Here is a 20,776-nt window from a genome sequence, read left to right as displayed (position 1 = left end):
AGGCAGAAGGATAACTCGTTGACTCAGATGAGCATCGACTGATGCATCCGGTGCTTCGTACGGTTCTCTCATGACCGACAAGACGATGAAGGCCCTGGTCGCCACCGGCTACGGGCAGCCCGAGGAACTCGCGATCGCGGACCTGCCGGTGCCGCACCCCGGACCCGAGCAGATCCAGGTGCGGATCGCCGCCGCCACCCTCAACCCGACCGACATCCGGGCGATCACCGGCGCCTTCGGGGAGGCGTTGCGGCTGGAGTTCCCGTACGTGCTGGGCAACGAGTTCGCCGGAACCGTCACCGAGACCGGGCCCGGGGTGACCGCCTACCAGGTGGGCGACGAGGTGTTCGGCCAGGCGCTGCCCCGCTCGTTCGCCGGACTGCTGCCCGCGGAGGACGCCTCGCTGAGCACCGGGGCGCTGGCCGAGTTCGCCGTCTTCGAGGCCGGCACACCGGCGCTGGCGCGACGCCCGTCCGGCGTACCCCCGGAGAAAGCCGCAGCCCTCGCGATCGCCGGAACCACCGCCCTGTCGATCATGGACGCGGCCGCGCTCAAGCCGGGCGAATCCGTGCTGGTGATCGGGGCCACCGGCGCGGTGGGCACGACCGTGCTGCCCCTGCTGGCCGCCGCCGGAGCGAAGATCACCGCCACCGCCGCGACCGAGGACGGCGCCGCGCTTGTTCGCCGCCTCGGCGCCGACGAGGTCATCGGCCACGACCCGGCCGGCTATCCGGCCGGCGTCGACGCGGTGCTCAACCTGGTCCACTTCGCCGACCGGCTGCCGGACGCGGCCCGTGCCCTGCGACCCGGCGGCCGACTGGTTTCGATCATCTATCCGGAGCCGACGCCCGAGCAGCTCGGACGCGACGACGTGGAGCTGCACTTCATCTGGGACATGGGCGGGATGAACCGGGTCGCCGAAGCGGCGGCCGCCGGCGAACTGGCACCGGTGATCGCCCGGTCCTATCCGCTGGCCGAGGCGGTCCGGGCCGCGGTCGACTACACCCGCGGCCACCCGCTGGGGAAGATCGTCGTCACGGCCGGCCCCGGAACCGCTTGATCGTCCGCGACAGCCAGGACTCGCTTCCGGCGAGCAGGGCGTCCAGCTTCTCCGCCTCCTGCCACTCCTCCAGGAGGATCGCCAACACCTCACGCTCGTCCTCGGACAGCAGCTCCGGCTCGGCGGTCAGCGACGGCACCGCCGCGGACCGCAGGGCGGTGAACTCCGGCAGGTCGGCGTCCAGCATCGTCAGGGCGGTCATCCGGGCCATCACGCGTACCCCGGGAAGGTCGTCGGTGAAACGGCCGGCCACCGCGGGATAAAGCTCGATGAGGTGCGGCCGGGCGTCGTCGGCCTCCGGGTTCTCGCCCTCATCGTTCAGCAGGATCGCCGCGGCCACCCGGTCGAGCCAGTTCAGCAGCGACCAGCGCACCGGCTGTGGGGTGTCCTCCCCGGTCTCGGTGAACACGAAGGCGGTGCGGGAATCGGTCAGCACCCCGGCCACGTAGCGGGCGGCGGGCAGGGTCGCCGAGTGGACCAGCTGCTCGAAGAGCAGGGTGTGGTGCAGGAACGTGATCGCCGCGTCGACCTGCGCCGCATCCTCACTCAGCAGCGCCCGCAACCGCTCCGGCACGTCACCGGCGGGCCCGTGGCCGTGCTCCAGCCCCGCCCAATCGGTTTCGGCCAGGATCTCCTGCGCATTGATCATGACCGGCAATCCTAGACGGTGGAGTCCCGCGCCGGTCTGCCTGATGATCACGCAGGTCCTGTCGCTCCCGTTGGCCGACGTCAAACGGGAGCGACAGTGACGTCGTCGTGCCCGCCGTACAACTCCGGGTACCGGGTGACGATGATCGCTCGCATGGAGCGGGCCTCGGACAGGACCTGCGCGGCCTGAAGCGGGCCGCGCATCTCCGGGTGCACGGGATGGTTCGTCAGTCGCGGCCGGGCGAGGTCGCCGGTCGCGACAGCGGTGTGCACGGACAACGGGAGCTCGGTGACACCGTGACAGGTCAGGATGTAGTCCCACATGGCCGGGGTCGTGGCTTGGACACGCGGTCAATGGCTCTTCAGCGTCCAGCTGGTGCAGGCGGCGGGGTCTGTTCGGCATCGAGGGCGGCTTGCGCATTGTCGCCGGCACGCATCCACGCCTTGAAGTCGGCGACATCCACGGCGGTGAGCTCACGAGCGGGCAGGCCGAGCTTCGCAGCGAAACCCTCTGAGGGGCGCGGCTGACGTTCCTGGGTGCCGGTGGTCGTCACGTGGTCCAGGATAGGCGGCAGGCCACGACCGGGAAACGCCCGATTCACCCGATCGAGCAGATCACCCGTGGTTCCGCCTGCGAAGGTGGACGGCACCGAACGTCGTCAACAGGTCGAATGGAACAGGCCGCCGACCGCCTCGGTCTCGGCCAGCTCGTTGTAGACACGAACCGCCTCCTCGGTCTGCACCACATGCACCGGCACGCCGCGCTCCGCCAGCAACGCGAGCGTCCGTGGGTCCACCTCGAGCTTGAGATCCATGCCGCGGGACAGCACGACGACGGTAGCCCCGTGCGCCAGCAGCTCCTCCACGTCGGCGGGCTGGATGCCCGGGCTGTGCCGGGTGCCGCTCACCGTCCAGTCCCAGGGACGCCCGCCACCCGGGTAGAGCATGTAGTCCTTGCCGTCCGGCAGCCCGTCGACCCGCATGCTCCCCCACGAGATCGACACCACCGCCGGTGATCGCTCCACCATCATCGTCCTCCGCTCGCCCGGCCCCCACAGTAGAACCAACTCGTGGCACCCTGAGCCGTGTCCTACACCACGGTCGTTTTCCTCGCGGCGCCGATCATCACCGGCATCCTGATCGGGTACGCCGTGGGCGGCCGCCCCTCCGGCCTGGCCACTCTGCGGCCCCGCGCGTTGTGGCTGCTCTGGACAGCGGTGGCCGCGCAGGTGGCCACACACTGGATCCCGGCCGCGTTCGCCCTGGTCATCACCTGGATCGCGGTGAACCTGCGCCAACGGCGGCCGGTGCTCCGCGCGGCCGGGGCGGCGATCCTGCTCGGCGTACTCCTCAACGGCACGGCGATCCTGGTGAACGGCCGGATGCCCTACTCCCCCACCGCCGCCGCGGCCGCCGGGGCGTCCACCCCCAGCGAGACGCCGAGGAACGAACCCGCAGACGCCGACAGCCGCCTCACCGTCCTCGCCGACGTCATCCCGGTGCCGGTCCTGCGCGCCGTGGTCAGCCCCGGCGACATCCTGATAGCCACCGGTGTCGTAGCGGCCCTGGCCGGCGCGATGCACTCCGCACGCCGGCGCCGCCCACCCGGCGCCTGCGTCGCTCCCGTCGTCCCTGTCGAGAGGAGGTGATCCCATGAAGTCCAAACTGCTCGGCGCCGTGTACGTCGCCGCGTCCCTGGCCACCCTGCTCTACACGGTAGGCGCCCCGAAACTCCACGGCGGCTGACCGGATCGGCCGCACCGGGTCGTGGCATAGTCCCGGTGTGGCCGACGACGAGGACGCTCTGAGCCTTGACGACCTGGTCCCGATACCCGGCGGCAGCTGGGCCGGCCTGCTCTTCGACAACACGGGAATCGGTCTGCCACCCGCGTTGACGTGGAGCTTCCGGTTCCCGTTCGCCGAGGTCGAGCGGGACTACGGCGACAGCCCGGTCTTCCTGGACGTCGACTGGCTGCCGCTGCCCGGCGCTGACTGGCACGCCATGACCGGCCAGGTCGTCAAGGCCCTCGGTGAGCCCGCCGAGTGCAGCGTCTACTTCTTCCAGCACCACCAGTACGACCTGATCGACCTGGAGGTGCTCGACCAGCGCGGGACCGACCTTCACGTCCGCGCCACCCTGACCGGTGACCTCGACGGCCTCGGCATCGACCCGATCAGCGCCGACGCCTGGCTCCCGTTCGGCGGCCTCCGGGTCTCCCTCGACGACGTCACCACCGCGGAGGCGGCGGAGGCCAGGCTCGCGGCTCTCGTCGACATCAACGGCCTGGTCGTCCCGCCGTCGGCGTACCACTCGGCATTCCATTTCCAGGCTCGGTGCGACGAGGCCGACGAATAGCCGAGAACGGTCAGGTGGTGAGGGGCAGGGCCACTGCCAGCGGCCAGGCGACCACCGCGGAACCGGTCAGGGCGATCAGCCAGGTGGGTGTGGCGAAGCGGCGCAGAACGACGCTCCACAACGCCTGCCAGATCAGCAGGGCGATCATCGGGGCCACGATCAGCGCCACGAACCCGCTGGTCAGGTTGACTGCGGCGGCGGCCACCAGGACGACCACGACCACCGCCGCGATGGGCAGCAGGAGCAGCGGGTTGTCGTCGGCCGACAGTTCCGCGCCGTAGGCGAGCAGCGCGAAACCGGCCCAGACGATCGGAAGGAGCCACCAGCGGGGGCCGACCGGCCACGCGTGGGTCAGGCCGAAATGCACCGGGGCGCCGGCGGCGAGGATCGCATACGGGAGCACGACCAAAAGCTGGGGCCGGTTGCGCCGGGTGCCGCGGGATCTCTTTCTCGCGTACGCGAAAAGCAGCGTCCCGCAGACGGCGGCAAAACCGGCGACGTAGCCGGCAATCGCCAGAGGCAGGTGATTCGTCGGCAGGAAACGGGCGATCACCGCGCTAGGCACGGCGGCCGTGGTCGTCACCACTACGACGCGGACCGTGGCGGCCAGAGAGGGGAGGCGTGGCCACGGGGTGCCGGGTGTTCCGCCGAGCAGCGACGCCAAGGGGTGCAGGCCGATGAAGAACGCCAGAACCAGCAGCATCGCGCCCGTGAGCCGGCGGCCGGGAAAGGGGATCGCGCCGTTGTCCGGCGCACCGCCGAAAGCGTTGTCGAGCCACGCGGCCGTTTCCCGGTGCGTTTCGGGGGCGAACAGAATGGTGATGTGTTCGACGCCGGAGACGATCCGGGCCTCGCGGTCGGCGCGGGCCCCGGCGACGCTGGTCGCCACCGCGCGGAAACTGGGGAATTCCAGCGCGCCGGCCATGGTGAGCAGGCGGGCCGGCTGTTCGGCGGTGGCGACTGTCGCGTCCGGCATGGAGATCGCCACGGTCGCGGTGATGTCGGGGTGGCCGGCGGCGTACCGGGTGACGGCGCCACCGCCCATCGAGTGCCCGACCAGCGCGATCTTCGACGGGTCGACGTCGGGCAGCGACCGCAGGTGGGCGACGGCCGCGTCCAGGTCCGGCTGCAGCATGTCCGTCGTGCCGGGAGCCATCGGCCGGGTGTTCGCGCCGTGGCCGGTGAAGTCGAGCATCACCACCACGTAGCCGCGGGCGGCGAGACTGTCGCCGAACGGGGCCATCATCCTCGCCGATCCGGAGTAGCCGTGCGCGACCACGACACCCGGCCGCCGGCCGTCCCCGGACGGGTGCACCACGTCGAGCGGAACCCCGGTGGCGACGACGTGTTCACGCCGCAGGCCCTGGTCCGCGCCGGCGATCAGCCAGGCGCCGGTTGCCGCGAGGACGAGCAGCAGGAGCAGCGTACGTCTCAACGGATTTGCTCCTTCGAAAGCGGAGCCGGATCTTATCGCCGTGGCCTACGGCCGGGATGCCGCGGTCTGTACGGTGCCCTCCTGACGCAGTTCCACGATGCCGGGCCCGGGAAAGCGGATCGCCAGGTCGAGTCCCGGGTGGTGGTAGCCGTCCGGGGTGGATGTCAGTACGACCGGGCGCTGACCGGGCGCGGCGAAGGTCACGCCGTCGTCGGTGACCGTGATGTCGACCGGGTAGTCGTCGCGCAGGAAGTACCGGCCGGCGGTCGCGGTTCCCCCGTCGACGGGCGTGACGGCGTAGAGCCGGTCGGCCGCGGCACGGACAGCGGCCAGCACCTCCCAGCCGTCCTCCGAGTTCGTCATCACGGCGACGGCGATGCCGCGGTCCGGCCACACATAGGAGAAACAGGTGTACCCGACGTTCTGCCCGGTGTGCCCCCACCGCTCGCCGGTCTCGGTGCCCAGCCCGTAGCCGCCACCCGGGATCGCCGGCGTCCGCATCTGATCGGCCAGTTCGCGGTCCAGCAGCGTCGATTCCCCGGCGACCGCGCGGGCGATCTCCAGGTCGAGCCGGATCAGATCGGCGGGCGTGCTCCACAGCCCGGCCGCCGCCTTCTCCGGCTGGGTGCGCCGGCCGCCGGGCACCGGGACGCCGCCGCCGTGGTGGCCATGCGCCACCAGATCCGGCCGGCGGTGCGGAAACCCCTGGTCGAAGCTGCTGCCGCTCATCGCGAGAGGTTCCAGCACGAGGGTACGCATGAGCTCCTCGAACGAAGTCCCGGTCGCGTCCACCATCAGTTGTTCGAGCACGGTGTAGTGGCTTCCCGAATACCGGAACCGGCTCCCCGGCAGCATCGTCGCCCGGACCGGCGGCGTGGTCACCGGCCCGCTGCCGTCCAGCACCTGCAGCAGTGTCGGCATCTGATCAGCGGGATAGCCGCGGTACCAGGTGTCCGACAGTCCCGCGGTGTGCGCCAGCAGCTGCCGGACGGTGGCGTACGCGGGACGGCCGGCCCGGTCGCGGAGCCGCCACGAGGTGAGGTGCCCGCCGATGTCCCCGTCAAGGTCGAGAACACCCTGCTGGACCAGCCGCAACGCGCCGAACGCGGTGACATGCTTGCTGATCGAGCAGGCCGCGAACCCGGTCTCCGCGGTCACCGGCCGGCCCGTGCCGGCCGTGCCGAATCCGGTCGCCCACACCTCACCGCTCAGGTCCCCGACGGCGAAGCTCACCCCGGGAACCGCATAGACACCCATCAGCTCCGCCAGCGTCGCCGTATCCGGCGAGAGCCGGCCGGACGAGACGTTCCGGTCGAGTCGCTCCAGTTCCCGAGCCCACTCCTGGGCGATCATGCCGGCGTGAGGAGGCAGAATTCGTTGCCCTCCGGGTCGGCCGTCATCACCCACGACACGTCGTCACCCTGCCCGATACAGTCGAGACCGGCCGGCTCCAGGTTGGTCACGCCAGGCCCCTCGCTGGACGTCTCCCAGCCGAGCGCCTGCGCCCGGAACGCGCCGAGGGTGGCGTCGTCCCTAGCCTTCATGTTCATCTGCACCAACCGCGTCGCCATGCCGACGATGCTAGACGGATCGATAGGGTGGCCCGGTGGCGGTGATCGACGAATCCGGGGCCGGACCGGCCGGCGATTGATCAACACTGCTCCCGCGGGCGTTACCGCTCGCCGGGGGCCTTCGCCGGCCTTGACTCTCGACCTGGTCGAGACTCCACGGTGAACGCATGACAACCGACACGATCATCGGCCCGGCGATCGACCTGGAACGGCTGCGGCCGCTGCTGCGCGCCGCCTGGGGCGCCGACACCTGTGACCCGCACGACCTGGCGGACTGGCACCCGGGCAACCCGGCCCGCGGCCAGTGCAACGTGACCGCACTCGTCGTCCAGGATCTGCTCGGTGGCGACCTGATCCTCGGCGAGGTGCTCGTCGACGGCGTCAAAGTCGGTCACCACTTCTGGAACCGGCTGCCCGACGGCCGGACGGCCGACCTCACCGCCGACCAGTTCCACCCCTACGAGACGGTTGTCGGCGGGGCGCCGCTGCCCCGCCCGCCGGCCGGGCCGTGGCGGATCCGCGACCAGTACGAGACCCTGAGCCACCGGGTCCTCGCCGCCCTCGCCACCGACTCCCCGCCGGCGCCCTCGGAGAGTTGACGGGCGGTGTGACGTCCCGGGCGGAAGCCGCGCCCCGGCGCTCTTGCGGCCGGGACGCGGCTCTTGTTCCGGCGGCCTTCAGCGACACATGGCCGGCGGCGCGGGATCAGCGGATCGGGTTCCAGCCGTCGGAGCCGGCCAGGTACGCCGTCGGGACGTACTGGGTGGCGGTGGACGCCGTCATCTGCGGGCGGTTGCTGTTGACCACGGCGCCCGCGCCGGTGCTGCTGTACTCGGAGAACCGGGCGTCCTTCCACGAGAAGCCCGACATGTCGGTCCACGGGTCGTCGCGGATGTGTGCGCCCATGCTGACCCCGCGGTACAGCACCTGACCACGGGCGTTGACGTCGCCGCTCGGGTGCCAGGGACGGCCCAGGTAGACCGTTTTCGCCGGGGCGTTGCTGGTCAGCGTCGTACCCCAGAAAAGGTATCCGAATTTGTTGTTGATGTCGGTGGCGGCGGCGGTGATGTAGCCGTTGTTCGACGACGATCCGCGGGTCAGTGAGTGCACCGTCCCGTTCTGGAAGACCATCGTGCCGCGGCCGAAGATGAAGTCGACGTCGCCTTCCACGTACGAGTTCCGCACGTAGAGGCGCCGCACCGTCGACGCGCTCGGCGAGTTGACCAGCAGGGTGTCCTGGTTGCCGAGGATCCGGACGTTGTCGAACTGGACCCGGTCGCCGGAGGTGTTGACCGCGACCGCCTGTTCGGCGTCGAGGTTGTACGCCGCCTCGTTGAAGTCGTTCGACATGGTCAGGTTGCGGATCACCGTGTCGTTGGCGTTGACGAACACGGTGGCGCTGCCGGACGTGCCGTAGGTGCTGCCGTCCGACTTGGTCTGTCCGGCCGCGTGCCCTTCGACGATCACCGACTGGGTGGAGGCGGTGCCGGTGCCGACGAGGGTGAGGTACGGCTTGGTGGCCGGGATGGTGACGACGCCGCGATACGTACCCGGCTTGATGTTGATCGTCACGGCGGTGGTGTTGCCGGCCGCGACGGAATCGACCGCGGCCTGGACGGTGGTGTAGTTGCCGCTGCCGTCGGCGGCGACCGTGATGGTGGTGGCCGCGAATGCGGGTGGGGCGAACAGGAGCGTGGCGGTGAGGGCCGCGCACGCGGACAGGGGGACGAGCCTGTCACGTGGGGACATCGGAATCTCCATGGGGATGGGGAGACGGTGGAAGGCGAACGTTAACATTGATGTTTCTCGATCAGTAGTCTCGGTGCATTTGTCACGCCCGGCCGTGTATCGACGGATCTGCCGGTGCCCCCTCCCCCACTTCTAGCGTGATCGTCATGAATGACCTGGCGGTACGCCTCACCGGAATCACCCGCCGGTTCGGACCGGTCCGAGCCGTCGACGACGTCACCCTGTCGATCGCGAAGGGCAGCCTGGTGGCCCTGCTCGGGCCGAACGGCGCGGGCAAGACCACCACGATCGCCGTCATGCTCGGCCTGATCGGACCGGACAGCGGCACCGCGACCCTCTTCGGCGGCCCGCCCGCCGACGCCGTCCGGGCCGGCCGCATCGGCGCCATGCTGCAGGACGCCGGCGAGAGGGTCATCGATCCGGCGCTGGCCGCGGCGGCCCTGTCGGCGGGGCCGAACCCGCTGACCGACCGGGAACGGGACGTGCTGGCCGCGGGCACGGGTGGCGCGACGGTCGCCGACATCGCGTCCCGTCTGCACCTGTCGGAGAGCACGGTCCGCAACTACCTGTCCGCGGCGATCGGCAAGACCGGCACCTGCAACCGGATCGAGGCCGCCCACCGCGCCCGGGACAACGGCTGGATCTGATCGTCTCGGGCGCGGTTCTCGTCAGATCAGTCTCTCCAGCACCTGGGCGGGGCTGTCGGTGCGTGCGATCTCGGCGGCCACCGTCCGGGCCGACGCACGGTAGGTGTCGTCGGCGAGCACCTTCGCGACCGCCGCTCCGATCTCGTCGGGATCGTCGACGACGAGGGCGGCCCCGGTCGCGGCCGCCCGCTCGGCGTTGACCGGCTTGTCCAGGCCGAGCGGCAGCAGCACCATCGGCAGCCCGGCGGCGAGCGTGGACAGCACGGTACCGGCACCCGCGGCGGACACCACCAGGTCGGAGACGGCGAGCAGGTCGTGCATCGGGACGAAGCCGGCTACGCGTACCCGTGCGGGGTCGATCTTGTTTAGATCGAGGTCTTCCGCGGTGTGCGGGGCGAGCAGCACGTTGACGTCGAGGGCGGTGGTCGCCGCGACGGCGCGGGTGAGCACCGCCGGATCCTCGACGACCGTCCCGAGCGTGAGCAGCGCCGTCGGGCGATCCTCTCGGCCGGTGAAGACCGGCGGGACCCACGCCGCGCCTTCGCCGGTGTGCGGCTCGGGCCGGATCGGGATGCGTGGGGCGAAGTAGCGGTCGCTGTCCCGGATCAGGCTGTCCGGCCACGGGTCGACGTAGGCGAACGCCGCGGTGGGGGTGACGCCGTGGTCGGCGAACCGCTCGGCGGCCCGCGCCCCGAACTGGGCGGCGAGCGGCTCGATCAGGGGCAGGGTGGCGCCGTGCGCGGCCCAGCGGACCCCGAGGGCCGCCGCCACGAACTGGCCGAGATAGTCGGACATCTCCGCCACGACAAGGTCGGGCCCGAAATCGCGGGCGGCGCGCAGAGCCTCCGCGGCACCGGCGCGCAGCCGGGTCTCCACGAAGTACTCGACGGCGAAGGCCGCCATGTCGGTCATCGCGTCGCCGCCGGTACGCCGGGTGACGTCGGCCAGGATCTCCGGCGTGCTCGGGCCGCCGGGCAGCAGCGGGATCGACGGCGCCGCCGACCCCATCGAGGCGTGCGTCATCAGAGCCACCTCGTGGCCGGCCGCACGGGCCGCCTTGGCGAGCGGAAGCAGGGGCAGGACATGGCCGAAAGCGGGCACGGCCGTGAACAGGATTCGCATGTCGGTGGACTGTACTCCACTCACTTGACACCACTCTAGTGAGTAGGATCTCGGAGTGGGCACCAGACGGGCGGAGAACGCCGAACAGACCCGGCGGGCAATCCTCGAAGCCGCACGCCGGCTCTTCACCGAGCAGGGCTACTTCGCCACCAAGGTCGGCGACATCGCGGCCGAGGCCCGCGTCTCGGTCGCCTGGGTGCACGCGGCCGGCGGCGGCAAGAGCGGCCTGCTGCGCGCCCTCATCGAGAACGGCGTCGACACCGACGACAACGCCGCGGCCGTCGCCCACCTGGCGACGATCAGCGACCCGGCCGCCCTCGTCGGCTTCCTGATCACCGCCACGCGCCAGCGGTTCGAGGTGTGGTCGGGGCTGATGCGCCAGGTCGCCGCCGCCGCACCCCAGGACGACGGGGTCCGGGAGATCCAGGAGATCGCCCACGAGGGCCTGCGGGGCGCTCTGCGGGTGACCGCGGACCGGCTGGCCGAGATGGGCGCCCTGCGCGACGGCGTCGACGCCCGGCACGCCACCGACCTGCTCTGGCTGCACCTGTCCAACACGGCATACTTCTTGCGTACTGACGAGCTCGGCTGGACTCTCGACGAGTCCGAGAAATGGCTGCACCAGGCCGTCCCTGCCGCACTCTTCACTCCATGACGGCCGCGATGTGTGTCGCACGTTCCCGGTGACGCCTGAGACTCTGGACATCAGGGACACCGATCGTTTGGGGAAACATGATCGCTCGACGCCTCACGCTGGGCTTGACCGTCATGACGCTGCTGGCGGTTGCCGCCTGCGGGTCGCCCGACGACCCCGCGGAACCGGCTCCCGTGGTCACCACCACGGTGGTGACCACATCCGCCGCCCCGGAAAGCACCACGACCTCCGCGCCGGCGCCGAAAGCCGCGAAGATCAAGGTGCCGGACGGGGTCGGCCTGGACTACCAGTCGGCGCAGGACCTGTGGCGTGCCGCGGGCCTGCACGTGGCACCGGCGAAGGACGCCACGGGCGCGAACCGGCTGCCGGTGATCGACGCGAACTGGGTGGTCCTGTCGCAGGATCCGAAGGCGGGCACCACGGTCGAGGCCGACTCGTTCATCACCGCGACCGTGAAGAAGAACACCGACGGCTGATCACGCCCCGACGTCACCATCGTCGCGGCGTCGTCCGCGCTCGCATCCGGGTTGAGCCGCCGATAGGTCCGCCGGGCCGCGGCGAGCAGACGATCGGCGGCGCCGACCGTGAAGTCGTGTCGTATCCGAACGGACAACCGCATCCCGTCGGCCGGCGGGCCGTCCCCCACCGCTCCGCCCTCGTCCATTCCGGCACGATACCGATCGCGCCGGTCAAGCGTCCTGCCTGGATCGGCGCCCGGTGAGTCCGGCGACCATCAGCAGGTACGCGGTCATCTCCAGGGCTGTCGTCAACGCCGGCATCGGCTGAGGCAGTGACAGGGACGGCCTGATGAGATCCCAGCCGAACAGCCCGGTGCTCTGCTGGACGTTGTAGGGCAGCAGAACACCCGCGATGCTGGAATCGATGTTCGGCAACGCGACGACCGTCAACAACAGCGCGCCGGCCGCAGCCAGCCGATCCCCTGTCCCCGCCAGCACCATCGCGAGGGCCAGGCCGGCCAGCCCGAGCGCCACGGCAGGCAGCACCGCCAAGCTCACCGTCCACACGTCATCGGCGCTGCCCGAGGCGGAAGCCCGTACCGCTGCATAGCCGGTGACCAGGAAACCCGTGAGCAGCGCCGCCACCGCAACCGCCCGCGACGGGCGGGGCCAGGGGCGCCACGCGATCAGCAGCAGTACGACCGCGACGATCGGCGCCCAGCATGCGGCCAGCGCGACCTCGAACCCGGACGGCACGTCAGCGGCGTCACCGGGGCTGAGCACCTGCCAGCCGTAGGAGTCGCCGGGCACGGCCGGAACAGTCCGCACCGCATCCACGAGCAACACCGTCAGGAAGGCCGGCACCGCCCACCGAGGTGCGGGCAGCCCCACCAGCACGGCATGGACGAGAGCCAGCCCGAGGCTCGCCACCTCCGCGTAACGCCAGACCGGCACCGCCAGGAGTACCCCGGCCACATGCGCCGCGGCGAACAACGTCGAAGCCGCCAGAATGAAGGGTCCAGGACGCACGGCTCGCATCGTGCCACGGTCATCGATCTTCTGATGCCTGCCGCACCGGGCCGGCGAGGGTCTCGATGGCGAAATACGTGCGCCGAGGCTTGTCGCGGGTGCGGCTGATCAGCTCCTCTGCGGGTTCACCCCCGTCCCGGACGGCATCGACGTAGTCCTTGACCTCCAGTAGTGACAGCTGCGGCACGGCTCTGCGCATATGCCGGAGCGCCGCCATGGCGCCGTCCCGCTGGAGGATGCCGCGGACCACGGGAAGCAGCGGATCGGGCGGCCGGAGACACGCCCCCTCAACGCGATTTCGACGGGTGGACGGGGAGGGGCAGACTGACGTTCGTGCGGACTCCTTTCCCGCTTCTCCACGCCATGCCGCCGGCGCTCCACGCCGTGGTGCTCGACTTCCTGTGGGACCGGGAGCGCCTGTGGAGCCTGGAGCTCCCGGTGACGCGGGTGCCCACCGCTGATCTCGCATGGCATCTGCGACTCCCCCTGTGGTCTTTCGGAGGACGACCGTTCGTGCTGACTCCCGAGGCCGTCGCGCAACACCCCACAACCTTCACTGTTCAGTACGCGCGAACGACGTCAGCCGATCTGGCGTTCCCGATCCACGTCCTCCAGCGTCCGACCGGGCTCACTGTCCTGGACGGCATGCACCGCCTCCTCAAGGCACGTCTGGAGGGCCACCCGACCGTGGCGGCGAAAGTGGTGCCGTTCAGCCGCCTGGACGACTTCGCCCAGTTCAGTCCGGACCCGGTCAGCGACGCACCGGGCCGGTGGTGACCTCACCCTGCCACGTGTTCAGGGTGATCAGCCGGCCGTCGAAGTCCAGCCGGAGACCGGTCACCTCACCGACCTCGTTGTGGATCGGTTCCAGGCTGGTCAGCCGTCTTCCCAGAACCGGCAGGAACGGCGACTCGCGGGAGGCGTCCCGTACCGACCACCGCGACCCCTCCACGTCGTAATCGAATCGGGCACGCCACGCGTCGTCTTCCCGCGTGGTCTCCGTCATCTCCAGGGACCAGTCGCTGCGGCCATCGATGAGAATGCCGCTGCCGTCCGCGAACAGCAGGTGCACCGGACCGGCGCTCGGATTCTCCGGCTCGCCGATCTGACGCCAACTCCACCGTTCCACCTTTGCCAATGCGCTCAACACGAATCCTCCCCCGCCGGGAAGGCTACGGGTGGAGGAAGTCGCCGGGGTCGGGGCGGGCGGTGCGGCGGCGGTATTCGGCGGCCATTCCGGGCCAGTTCGTCACGACGCGGCCGGCTGCGGTGCGGTACCAGCTCTGGCATCCCGTCCACACACTTCCGGCCAGGCGGGACTGGATTTCGCGGTCGTAGGCTTCGGCGCGCTCACGGCGTACCTCCAAAGGGGCCGACGCCAACCGCAGAGCCTGCGCTATCCACCGGGCCTGCGCCTCGTGGAAGTAAATCACCGACGTGTTGCCGGTGTTGGTGTTCGGGCCGTAGATCAGGAACATGTTGGGGAATCCGGGAACCGTCATTCCGAGGTGGGCGTGGGCGCCGTCGCGCCATTCCTCCGACAACAGGAGACCGTCGCGACCGGTCACCGTGATCGGGGCCAGGAAATCAGTCGCGGCGAATCCCGTGCTGTAGACGATCACGTCGCACGGATGGTCGGCGCCGTCCGCGGTGCGGAGGCCGGTTTCGGTCACGGCGACGATCTTCTCGGTGGTCAGGGTGACGTCGGGGCGGGCCAGGGTGGGCAGCCAGGCGTTGGTGAAGAGGACCCGTTTGCAGCCCATCGGCTCGTCGGGGGTGACCTTGGCGCGCAACGCGGGGTCGCGCACCTGAAGTCGGCGCTGCGCCGTCGACACGCCCCTGATCAGGGCGAGCGCGACCCGGTCACCGGTCACCGCCCGGCCGGTCGCCCAGGTCATGGCCCAGGTTCCGGCGCGGGCCGCCTGCATCAGGAACGGCATTCTCGTGTACGCCGCCCGCCGCACCCGCCCGTAGCGACGGTCCGGTTTCGGCAACGTCCAGGGGGCGCTGCGTTGAAAAACGGTCACGTGCCGGGCGCGGTCGACGATCGCCGGGACGAGTTGAATGGCGCTGGCCCCGGTGCCGACGACCGCGATCCGCTGCCCGTCGACCGGCACGCCAGGATGCCATGCGGCGGTGTGGACGGCGGTTCCCCGAAACAGTTCCGCCCCGGGGAGAACGGGTGTCGACGGGCGGGACAGCTGGCCGACCGCGGGGATCAGCACGTCGGCGACGGTCTCGTCACCGGCGCCGGTGCGCAGTCGCCAGTGTGCGCCGTCCCAGGTCGCCGCGGTGACCTCCACACCGAACCGGATCAGCGGAGTGATGCCCAGGTCGGCAGCGCAGGATTCCAGATATCGCTGAATCTCGTGGTGCGGCGGGAAACGGCCGCTCCACAGCGGATTCTGCGCGAACGAGTACGAGTAGAGCGGCGCCGGAATGTCGCAGGCGCATCCCGGATAGGTGTTGGCCCGCCACACCCCGCCGATCCGGTCGCCTTTCTCCAGCAGCACGATGTCGCGGAATCCGGTGCGCAGGAGTTCCGCGGCGGCCGCGATCCCGCCGAACCCCGCCCCGATGATCGCGATCCTCATGAGCGGGGCCGTAACGCTGCCGGGGCGTGCGCGGGGACCGCCGGGGTCCGTGGCGCGACCGGGTCGACCCGCCGGTACGGTTCCCCCGGCGCCGGACGCGGATCCGGGTCGTTCAGATTCGGCCACAGCGCGACGGCCCGCTCCGCCAGCGCGGTGATCGTCAGGGACGGGTTGACGCCGAGGTTCGCCGCGACCACCGAACCGTCGATCACGTGCAGGCCGGGATGGCCGGACAACCGCAGGTAGGGGTCGACCACCTCGCCGATCGCGCAGCCGCCGATGAAGTGCCCGGTCACCGGACGTCCGACGAGTTCGGTCGCCGCGCCGATGGCCACCCCGTCGATTTCGGACGCGACCTTGCGGGCGACGTCGTGCGCGGCGGGCACCCACACCGGGTTCGGCGAGCCGATGCCGGGCCGGCTGGTCAACCGGCCGCGACGGCGGAACACGGTGATCGAGTTGTCGAGCGGCTGCATGGCCAGCAGCACGATCGTCTCCCGTGACCAGTGGCGTGGTGAGACGTACAGGCGCAGGTCACGGCCCGCCCGCGCGAGCCGCCGCAGCGCCTCCCACCAGCGCGGACGGCCCTCGTCGACGAGCACCGTGGCGAGCAGCGCGAGCAGGTTGCTGCCCGGCCCGTAGCGGACCGGTTCCACGTGCGTGACCGGGTCGGGGTGGATCGAGGAGGTGATCGCGACGCCGTGCGTGAAGTCGCGGTCACGGTCGCGGGTGCGCGCGCCCAGGATCGACTCGGAGTTGGTGCGGCTGAGTTCGCCGAGCCGTGCCGAGACGCGCGGCAGAACGCCCTGGTCGCGCATCCGGTGCAGGAGCCGTTGGGTGCCGAGGGCGCCCGCGGCGAACACCACCTGACCCGCGGTGAACGTGCGCCGCCCGCGCCCACCGGTGCGACGGGTGCCGATCGCGTAGCCGCCGTCCGGGAGCGGGCGGACCGTGCGGACGGTGGTCAGCGGATGCACCGTCGTACCGGCCTGTTCGGCCAGATACAGATAGTTCTTCACCAATGTGTTCTTGGCGTTCTCCCGGCAGCCGGTCATGCACGCGCCGCACAGGGTGCAGGTGCGGCGGGCCGGTCCCGCGCCGCCGAAGAACGGGTCCGGCACGGCGGCCCCCTCGCGCTCTCCGAAGATCACACCCACCGGGGTACGCCGGAACGTGTGCGCCACCCCCATCCGCTCGGCCACGGCGCGCAGCGCGTGATCGGATGCGGTCTCGACGGGGTTGACGGTCACTCCCAGCATGCGCTTCGCCTGGTCGTACCAGGGGGCGAGTTCGGCTTTCCAGTCGGTGATCCCGGCCCACTGCGGGTCGGCGTAGAACGCCTCCGGCGGCTCGTAGAGGGTGTTCGCGTACCCGAGGGAACCTCCGCCGACGCCCGCCCCCGACATGATCATCACGTCTTTGAGCAGGGTGAGCCGCAGGATCCCGTAGCAGCCGAGCGCGGGCGCCCACAGGTAGTCGCGCAGCCGCCAGGACGTCTTCGCGAACTGGTCGTCGGTGAAGCGGCGGCCGGCCTCGAGGACGCCGACGCGGTAGCCCTTCTCGGTCAGGCGCAGTGCTGTCACGCTGCCGCCGAACCCGGAGCCGATGACGAGGACGTCGTAGTCGTACGACATCGGCGTACCATCACATCGCTATTGGCGGCGTGTCAACAACAGGTTTCCGGGTCTTGCCCACAGCGCGAATCCGGGTCCATCGTTGACCGGTGAGCGACCTCGCGTATATCCGCACCGGCTACGGTGCGCCGCTCGTCCTGATCCACGGACTCGGCAGCCATCAGGCCGTGTGGGCGCCGCTCCTGCCGCTGCTCACCGCCGTCCGCGAGGTGATCACCCTGGACCTGCCCGGTTTCGGTCACTCTCCGGGACCCGGGACCTCGATCATGGGGTACGCCGACCGCCTCGCCCAGTTCTTCACCGAGATCGGACTGGACCGGCCCGCCGTGGCCGGCAGTTCCCTCGGCGGCGGCGTCGCCCTGGAACTCGGCCGGCGCGGGCACGCGCGGTCGGTCACCGCCTTCTCCCCCGTCGGCTTCTGGACCGTGGCCGGACGGCGATGGTGCCAGTCCAGTGTCACCGCGGCGCGTGATCTCGCCGTACACCTCAATGGTCTTCTCCCGAAGCTGATGGCGTCCCCCGCAGGCCGCACCGCGCTGTGCTCGCCCTTCTACGCCCGGCCCGGCCGGCTCGATCCGGGCGCCGCGCTCGCCGACGCCCGCGCGCTGGCCCGCGCCCCCGGCTTCGACGCGGCCCGGGACGCCTTCACCGGCCTGCGGCCCTGGAGGTTCGACGCGCCGGGCGCGCTCACCCGCACCCCGGTGACCATCGCGTGGGGCGACCGCGACCGCATCCTGCCCTACCGCAGCCAGGCACGACGCGCCCGGACGGTGCTGCCGGCGGCCTGCCACGTGCGGCTGCCCGGCTGCGGCCACCTGCCCTTCAGCGACGACCCCCAACGCTGCGCCGACGCCATCCTGCGAACTTGATATTTTGGCGGCGGTATCCGGTAACCGCGGGAAGGACGGCGACATGTCGGGGTGGACGGACGATCTGACGATTCCGCTGCCGCCGGGACGCACCCCGGCCGACGTGGTCGACCTGATCGCACGGCTGGCCACCCACCCGGATGCCTTCGACGACGTGGTGCGGGCGCTGACCGCCGAGTTCGGGCTTGCGGAGGACGACGCCGAGTTCGCCTTCGAGCGGTACGGCGGCGGCCTCGTCCGCGCGTCGAGCCGCATCCCGCAGAACTGCCCGCCCGCCGACAAGGACCCGATCGCGTGGGAGGCCTTCCAGCGCGGATTCGCCGACCCGCAGCTGATCGCCGCCCTCTACCCGCAGTTCGCGTCTCGCCCGGAGCAGTGACCGGCCGCTCTCACGCCTTAGTGCGGCCTGCGTCCACCTCGCGGACGGGGTCTGCACCCACGGCACCTACGACGCGATCCTGCAGCCCGGCGCGAACACCAAGTCGGCCTTCGGCTGGGACGAGGCGTTCGGGGCATACATCGGCGGCGGCTACCGCGGTGACGGGGCCGCACCCGGGGAGGACGGCTTCAGCATCCTGGGGCCCGGCTACGTCGCCCACCTGACCGGCGGAAACTGGACGGTCAACGCGTACTCCATCGCCTGAGGACCGACCCTGGACACGTTTCGTCATCAGGGTCCGTGTGGTGATTTCGGGCGTCCGACGCGCCCGTAATCACCACACCCACCACGGGTGTGGTGATTTCGGGCGTCCAGCGCGGCCGAAATCACCACGCGGATGGGCTTCGCACCCTGACCACGAAACGTGCCTAGCGCCGCCGACGGACCTTGCGTTTGTAGCGTGGCAACGACACCTTCGACTCCGGAGCGGGCGGCTCCGGCCGGGCGGTCCGGATCCCGGCGACCCAGAGGAACGCAACCACGGCCGTGCTGACCAGCGCCACGATGCTGTACGCGGTCAGCGCCGCGTCCTCGACACTCGCCACCGGCCGCAGCGGCGGGCCGTGTTTGCCGGGGGTGCTGTGCGGCACGATCACCGCGATGGCCAGCAGCACCACGGTGAACCACTGCCACGGCATGATCTCGCCGAGGCCGTGGCGCAGCGTCCGCCCGATCCACCCGGCGCTCGCCAGGATCCCACCCAACGCCCCGGCGATGGCCCCGGTGCGCCAGTCGACGCTCCCGGCCGCCGGCGACCCGAAGAGGCGAACAGTGCAGTAGGTGAGCAGGGCCAGGCCGAGCACGACAAGAACCACCCAGGAGTACGAATCCCACCGCCGCGACCTCATGACAGTCGACGGTATCGATGCGCCGCCAGCGGGCAGCCCCGTCCACCTGGAGTCCGTGGCCGGCCCCGAAAGACCCACGACGGCGCAGCTGTCGATCTCGATGCGGCTCGTTCGACGGGGTGGCGACGGACGACATGAGGAGACAGCCATGGCCCAGTACGCAGTGTTGATCTACGCCGCGATGGCGGGCGACGCCGAGGCGCACGACCGGCACGCCGAGGAGCTGATCGGGTCCGGGAGTCTCCGGGCCGCGTTCGCGCTGGAACCGGAGGTGACCTCGATCCGTGGCGGCGTCGTGACCGACGGACCGTTCACCGAGACGAAGGAGGTCGTCGCGGGCTTCTACGTCCTCGAGGCGCCCGACCTCGACACCGCCCTGCGGATCGCCGCCACCAACCCGGCCGTCCAGCAGGGCGGTGGCGTCGAGGTCCGGCTGGTCGCGGGCGGGTTCACGCGGGGATAGCGGCGTTCGGCCCCGAACGTCTCCGCGGCCGGGGCGCGGGCCGGTACCTTCCGGTAGGGGGACCGCATGTGACGACAGAGAGGTGCCGCCCGTGCGCCGACGGATCCTGGCAGTCGCGGCGAGTGCCCTCGCCGTAGCCGGCTGCTCCGGCACCAACCCCGTCGTCCCCGAGCCGACCACCTCGACCAGCCCGGCGCCGTGCACCGATCCGGTGTTCACCTGGACCGGTGTTCAGGCCACTCCCACTCTCAGTGCCGTCGGCGAGGTGACCGAAGCGGCCTCCGGCGCGGATCTCGAACTGGACCTGAAACCGATCGGCCGGCTTCGGGACGGTGTCTCCGGCGACATGCTCATCGTCGAGGTCGACACCCCCGGCGTCGACCCGGAGGTGGCCCTCACCTCCCTGGACGCGAAACTCGCCGCCGACAGGATCGAGAAGATCGACACCGTCGCCCGCAACGCCGAGCACACCGCTGACACCGTCAGCACCACGCTGACGGTCACGGACGTCGCTGCCGGGCGGTACGTCGCCTACACCGCCTCGTACGTGATCACCGCCAGGACGACGTACACCTGCGCCGGGGAGCCCTCGGCCCGCACCGGCAGCGTCGCCACCTGGTCAGACCTGGTCACCGCCGTCTACGACTGTGCGTCCTCACCGGGCACCGGCCCGGTCGGTGTCGTCGAAGCGGAGGTAGCCCGGTTCAAGTGCACATAACCTTTAAGGCGATTTTTCGTGACATGCCGTTTTTGGTGGTACGCGGCGATGGGCCGCAGCTTTATCGTGGGCGGCGTGATCAAACACGCGCCCGGGGGCGAAGGCTCAGCCGGCTGACGCACTCCACGGTCCGCCGGCGCCGTCCTGCTACCGGGCTCGGACGATCATGACTGCCCAGCCGGTGAGGAGGGCGGCAGCGATCCCCGCGGGCACCGCCACGCTGACGGCATCAGAGTGCCGGCTTCCGACGAAGAAGATGATGCTGTTCATGGCCGCCCCGAACGACAGCCCCAGCGCACCGAAGTAAGCCGCGAACCGGTACCTCGACAGCGTCGAGGCCGTTCCCCAGATCGCCCCCTGCGGAACGGGGATCTTCCCCATGGCCACCGGGACCATGATGGCGAAAAGGACGATTCCCGCCATCATCATGATCATGAGTAGGCCGAATACCGGAAAGCTGTGGTTCATTTCTCTCCTCCGA

Annotated in this window: 28 protein-coding genes; 12 read left to right on the top strand and 16 right to left on the bottom strand. The window is 70.7% G+C overall.

All coding sequences use genetic code 11. From position 1 onward, the window contains the following. Positions 1-70 precede the first annotated feature (70 nt). Positions 71-1,060 (top strand): NADP-dependent oxidoreductase, encoded by a 990-nt coding sequence (locus tag QSK32_RS20455; protein WP_285472779.1) that lies wholly within the window; start codon positions 71-73, stop codon positions 1,058-1,060. Here the strand turns inward: QSK32_RS20455 and QSK32_RS20450 are convergent. From QSK32_RS20450 to QSK32_RS20435, 4 genes are all read right to left on the bottom strand, one after another. Beyond that, entirely contained in the window at positions 1,035-1,709 is a 675-nt protein-coding gene (locus tag QSK32_RS20450; RefSeq protein WP_285472778.1) for a hypothetical protein, read from the bottom strand. The two genes, QSK32_RS20455 and QSK32_RS20450, sit on opposite strands and share 26 nt — an antisense overlap. Before the next feature lie 80 nt (positions 1,710-1,789). Next, positions 1,790-2,032 (bottom strand): hypothetical protein, encoded by a 243-nt coding sequence (locus tag QSK32_RS20445; RefSeq protein ID WP_285472777.1) that lies wholly within the window; start codon positions 2,030-2,032, stop codon positions 1,790-1,792. A 38-nt stretch (positions 2,033-2,070) separates the two neighbouring features. Further along, positions 2,071-2,262, bottom strand: a complete 192-nt coding sequence (locus tag QSK32_RS20440; protein ID WP_157411033.1) for a hypothetical protein — start codon at positions 2,260-2,262, stop codon at positions 2,071-2,073. Positions 2,263-2,367: 105 nt separating this feature from the next. Next, positions 2,368-2,775, bottom strand: coding sequence for an Mth938-like domain-containing protein (locus tag QSK32_RS20435; protein WP_285472776.1), 408 nt, complete (start codon positions 2,773-2,775; stop codon positions 2,368-2,370). An 18-nt stretch (positions 2,776-2,793) separates the two neighbouring features. Here QSK32_RS20435 and QSK32_RS20430 point away from each other — a divergent pair, with 18 nt between their 5' ends. Next, a complete protein-coding gene (locus QSK32_RS20430) occupies positions 2,794-3,357 on the top strand; it encodes a DUF5317 family protein (protein ID WP_285472775.1) in 564 nt (187 codons plus the stop codon). Positions 3,358-3,491: 134 nt separating this feature from the next. After that, the gene (locus tag QSK32_RS20425; RefSeq protein ID WP_045742717.1) at positions 3,492-4,064 is read left to right on the top strand and encodes a hypothetical protein; all 573 of its coding nucleotides are present in this window, start codon (positions 3,492-3,494) and stop codon (positions 4,062-4,064) included. A 10-nt stretch (positions 4,065-4,074) separates the two neighbouring features. On the opposite strand, the gene QSK32_RS20420 is transcribed toward QSK32_RS20425, so the two are convergent. Genes QSK32_RS20420 through QSK32_RS20410 form a run of 3 tightly spaced genes read right to left on the bottom strand, consistent with a single transcriptional unit; the run spans position 4,075 to position 7,070 of the window. Beyond that, positions 4,075-5,499, bottom strand: a complete 1,425-nt coding sequence (locus QSK32_RS20420; RefSeq protein ID WP_285472774.1) for a dienelactone hydrolase family protein — start codon at positions 5,497-5,499, stop codon at positions 4,075-4,077. Between the two features lie 45 nt (positions 5,500-5,544). Beyond that, a complete protein-coding gene (locus tag QSK32_RS20415; protein WP_285472773.1) occupies positions 5,545-6,852 on the bottom strand; it encodes a serine hydrolase domain-containing protein in 1,308 nt (435 codons plus the stop codon). Continuing rightward, positions 6,849-7,070, bottom strand: a complete 222-nt coding sequence (locus tag QSK32_RS20410) for a VOC family protein (protein WP_353050980.1) — start codon at positions 7,068-7,070, stop codon at positions 6,849-6,851. Before QSK32_RS20410 ends, QSK32_RS20415 begins: the two co-directional genes overlap by 4 nt. 167 nt (positions 7,071-7,237) lie before the next feature. Between QSK32_RS20410 and QSK32_RS20405 the strand changes: the two genes are divergently transcribed. Next, positions 7,238-7,669 (top strand): YunG family protein, encoded by a 432-nt coding sequence (locus QSK32_RS20405; RefSeq protein ID WP_285472772.1) that lies wholly within the window; start codon positions 7,238-7,240, stop codon positions 7,667-7,669. A gap of 106 nt (positions 7,670-7,775) precedes the next feature. Here QSK32_RS20405 and QSK32_RS20400 read toward each other — a convergent pair whose 3' ends face one another. After that, positions 7,776-8,819: a pectinesterase family protein gene (locus tag QSK32_RS20400; RefSeq protein ID WP_285472771.1), complete on the bottom strand. Its 1,044-nt coding sequence runs from the start codon at positions 8,817-8,819 to the stop codon at positions 7,776-7,778. Positions 8,820-8,965: 146 nt separating this feature from the next. Between QSK32_RS20400 and QSK32_RS20395 the strand changes: the two genes are divergently transcribed. After that, the gene (locus QSK32_RS20395) at positions 8,966-9,466 is read left to right on the top strand and encodes a LuxR C-terminal-related transcriptional regulator (RefSeq protein ID WP_285472770.1); all 501 of its coding nucleotides are present in this window, start codon (positions 8,966-8,968) and stop codon (positions 9,464-9,466) included. Positions 9,467-9,487: 21 nt separating this feature from the next. On the opposite strand, the gene QSK32_RS20390 is transcribed toward QSK32_RS20395, so the two are convergent. Then, entirely contained in the window at positions 9,488-10,588 is a 1,101-nt protein-coding gene (locus QSK32_RS20390) for a glycosyltransferase (RefSeq protein WP_285472769.1), read from the bottom strand. A 55-nt stretch (positions 10,589-10,643) separates the two neighbouring features. On the opposite strand from QSK32_RS20390, the gene QSK32_RS20385 reads away from it, so the two are divergent. Next, complete coding sequence (locus QSK32_RS20385) at positions 10,644-11,243, top strand: TetR/AcrR family transcriptional regulator (RefSeq protein ID WP_285472768.1); 600 nt, start codon at positions 10,644-10,646, stop codon at positions 11,241-11,243. A gap of 77 nt (positions 11,244-11,320) precedes the next feature. Then, positions 11,321-11,719 (top strand): PASTA domain-containing protein, encoded by a 399-nt coding sequence (locus QSK32_RS20380; RefSeq protein WP_285472767.1) that lies wholly within the window; start codon positions 11,321-11,323, stop codon positions 11,717-11,719. A gap of 213 nt (positions 11,720-11,932) precedes the next feature. Here QSK32_RS20380 and QSK32_RS20375 read toward each other — a convergent pair whose 3' ends face one another. Further along, on the bottom strand, positions 11,933-12,730 hold the full coding sequence (locus QSK32_RS20375; RefSeq protein WP_045742723.1) for a hypothetical protein: 798 nt from the start codon (positions 12,728-12,730) through the stop codon (positions 11,933-11,935). Positions 12,731-12,749: 19 nt separating this feature from the next. Further along, on the bottom strand, positions 12,750-12,980 hold the full coding sequence (locus QSK32_RS20370; protein WP_052720494.1) for a hypothetical protein: 231 nt from the start codon (positions 12,978-12,980) through the stop codon (positions 12,750-12,752). Between the two features lie 83 nt (positions 12,981-13,063). Here QSK32_RS20370 and QSK32_RS20365 point away from each other — a divergent pair, with 83 nt between their 5' ends. Further along, positions 13,064-13,507, top strand: coding sequence for a hypothetical protein (locus tag QSK32_RS20365; RefSeq protein ID WP_285472766.1), 444 nt, complete (start codon positions 13,064-13,066; stop codon positions 13,505-13,507). Here the strand turns inward: QSK32_RS20365 and QSK32_RS20360 are convergent. Genes QSK32_RS20360 through QSK32_RS20350 form a run of 3 tightly spaced genes read right to left on the bottom strand, consistent with a single transcriptional unit; the run spans position 13,482 to position 16,958 of the window. Then, positions 13,482-13,877, bottom strand: a complete 396-nt coding sequence (locus QSK32_RS20360) for a hypothetical protein (RefSeq protein WP_285472765.1) — start codon at positions 13,875-13,877, stop codon at positions 13,482-13,484. The two genes, QSK32_RS20365 and QSK32_RS20360, sit on opposite strands and share 26 nt — an antisense overlap. A 25-nt stretch (positions 13,878-13,902) precedes the next feature. Beyond that, positions 13,903-15,324 carry a flavin-containing monooxygenase gene (locus QSK32_RS20355; protein ID WP_285472764.1) on the bottom strand — a complete coding sequence of 474 codons (1,422 nt, stop codon included), beginning with the start codon at positions 15,322-15,324 and terminating at the stop codon, positions 13,903-13,905. Beyond that, entirely contained in the window at positions 15,321-16,958 is a 1,638-nt protein-coding gene (locus QSK32_RS20350; protein ID WP_285472763.1) for a GMC oxidoreductase, read from the bottom strand. Before QSK32_RS20350 ends, QSK32_RS20355 begins: the two co-directional genes overlap by 4 nt. Positions 16,959-17,047: 89 nt before the next feature. Between QSK32_RS20350 and QSK32_RS20345 the strand changes: the two genes are divergently transcribed. Together QSK32_RS20345 and QSK32_RS20340 are read left to right on the top strand one after the other, a co-directional pair. After that, positions 17,048-17,827 carry an alpha/beta fold hydrolase gene (locus QSK32_RS20345; RefSeq protein WP_045742727.1) on the top strand — a complete coding sequence of 260 codons (780 nt, stop codon included), beginning with the start codon at positions 17,048-17,050 and terminating at the stop codon, positions 17,825-17,827. Between the two features lie 43 nt (positions 17,828-17,870). After that, positions 17,871-18,206 carry a hypothetical protein gene (locus QSK32_RS20340; protein ID WP_157411037.1) on the top strand — a complete coding sequence of 112 codons (336 nt, stop codon included), beginning with the start codon at positions 17,871-17,873 and terminating at the stop codon, positions 18,204-18,206. Positions 18,207-18,634: 428 nt separating this feature from the next. On the opposite strand, the gene QSK32_RS20335 is transcribed toward QSK32_RS20340, so the two are convergent. After that, positions 18,635-19,114 (bottom strand): hypothetical protein, encoded by a 480-nt coding sequence (locus tag QSK32_RS20335; RefSeq protein ID WP_157411038.1) that lies wholly within the window; start codon positions 19,112-19,114, stop codon positions 18,635-18,637. A gap of 148 nt (positions 19,115-19,262) precedes the next feature. Here QSK32_RS20335 and QSK32_RS20330 point away from each other — a divergent pair, with 148 nt between their 5' ends. Together QSK32_RS20330 and QSK32_RS20325 are read left to right on the top strand one after the other, a co-directional pair. Then, on the top strand, positions 19,263-19,577 hold the full coding sequence (locus tag QSK32_RS20330) for a YciI family protein (protein WP_045742730.1): 315 nt from the start codon (positions 19,263-19,265) through the stop codon (positions 19,575-19,577). 91 nt (positions 19,578-19,668) lie between these two features. After that, the gene (locus tag QSK32_RS20325; RefSeq protein WP_285472762.1) at positions 19,669-20,295 is read left to right on the top strand and encodes a hypothetical protein; all 627 of its coding nucleotides are present in this window, start codon (positions 19,669-19,671) and stop codon (positions 20,293-20,295) included. Positions 20,296-20,442: 147 nt separating this feature from the next. On the opposite strand, the gene QSK32_RS20320 is transcribed toward QSK32_RS20325, so the two are convergent. Further along, complete coding sequence (locus QSK32_RS20320) at positions 20,443-20,763, bottom strand: hypothetical protein (RefSeq protein WP_285472761.1); 321 nt, start codon at positions 20,761-20,763, stop codon at positions 20,443-20,445. Positions 20,764-20,776 lie beyond the last annotated feature (13 nt).

Origin of the sequence: Actinoplanes sp. NBRC 101535, from assembly GCF_030269225.1 — a bacterium.
Lineage (GTDB): Bacteria > Actinomycetota > Actinomycetes > Mycobacteriales > Micromonosporaceae > Actinoplanes > Actinoplanes rectilineatus.
This window is presented reverse-complemented; position numbering and strand designations above follow the sequence as displayed.

Coding starts and splice junctions, on each gene's coding strand:
- QSK32_RS20455 (WP_285472779.1), top strand. CDS start 71: ATGACCGACAAGACGATGAAGGCCCTGGTCGCCACCGGCTACGGGCAG.
- QSK32_RS20450 (WP_285472778.1), bottom strand. CDS start 1,709: ATGATCAATGCGCAGGAGATCCTGGCCGAAACCGATTGGGCGGGGCTG.
- QSK32_RS20445 (WP_285472777.1), bottom strand. CDS start 2,032: ATGTGGGACTACATCCTGACCTGTCACGGTGTCACCGAGCTCCCGTTG.
- QSK32_RS20415 (WP_285472773.1), bottom strand. CDS start 6,852: ATGATCGCCCAGGAGTGGGCTCGGGAACTGGAGCGACTCGACCGGAAC.
- QSK32_RS20410 (WP_353050980.1), bottom strand. CDS start 7,070: ATGGCGACGCGGTTGGTGCAGATGAACATGAAGGCTAGGGACGACGCC.
- QSK32_RS20405 (WP_285472772.1), top strand. CDS start 7,238: ATGACAACCGACACGATCATCGGCCCGGCGATCGACCTGGAACGGCTG.
- QSK32_RS20400 (WP_285472771.1), bottom strand. CDS start 8,819: ATGTCCCCACGTGACAGGCTCGTCCCCCTGTCCGCGTGCGCGGCCCTC.
- QSK32_RS20395 (WP_285472770.1), top strand. CDS start 8,966: ATGAATGACCTGGCGGTACGCCTCACCGGAATCACCCGCCGGTTCGGA.
- QSK32_RS20390 (WP_285472769.1), bottom strand. CDS start 10,588: ATGCGAATCCTGTTCACGGCCGTGCCCGCTTTCGGCCATGTCCTGCCC.
- QSK32_RS20380 (WP_285472767.1), top strand. CDS start 11,321: ATGATCGCTCGACGCCTCACGCTGGGCTTGACCGTCATGACGCTGCTG.
- QSK32_RS20355 (WP_285472764.1), bottom strand. CDS start 15,324: ATGAGGATCGCGATCATCGGGGCGGGGTTCGGCGGGATCGCGGCCGCC.
- QSK32_RS20350 (WP_285472763.1), bottom strand. CDS start 16,958: ATGTCGTACGACTACGACGTCCTCGTCATCGGCTCCGGGTTCGGCGGC.
- QSK32_RS20340 (WP_157411037.1), top strand. CDS start 17,871: ATGTCGGGGTGGACGGACGATCTGACGATTCCGCTGCCGCCGGGACGC.
- QSK32_RS20335 (WP_157411038.1), bottom strand. CDS start 19,114: ATGAGGTCGCGGCGGTGGGATTCGTACTCCTGGGTGGTTCTTGTCGTG.
- QSK32_RS20330 (WP_045742730.1), top strand. CDS start 19,263: ATGGCCCAGTACGCAGTGTTGATCTACGCCGCGATGGCGGGCGACGCC.
- QSK32_RS20320 (WP_285472761.1), bottom strand. CDS start 20,763: ATGAACCACAGCTTTCCGGTATTCGGCCTACTCATGATCATGATGATG.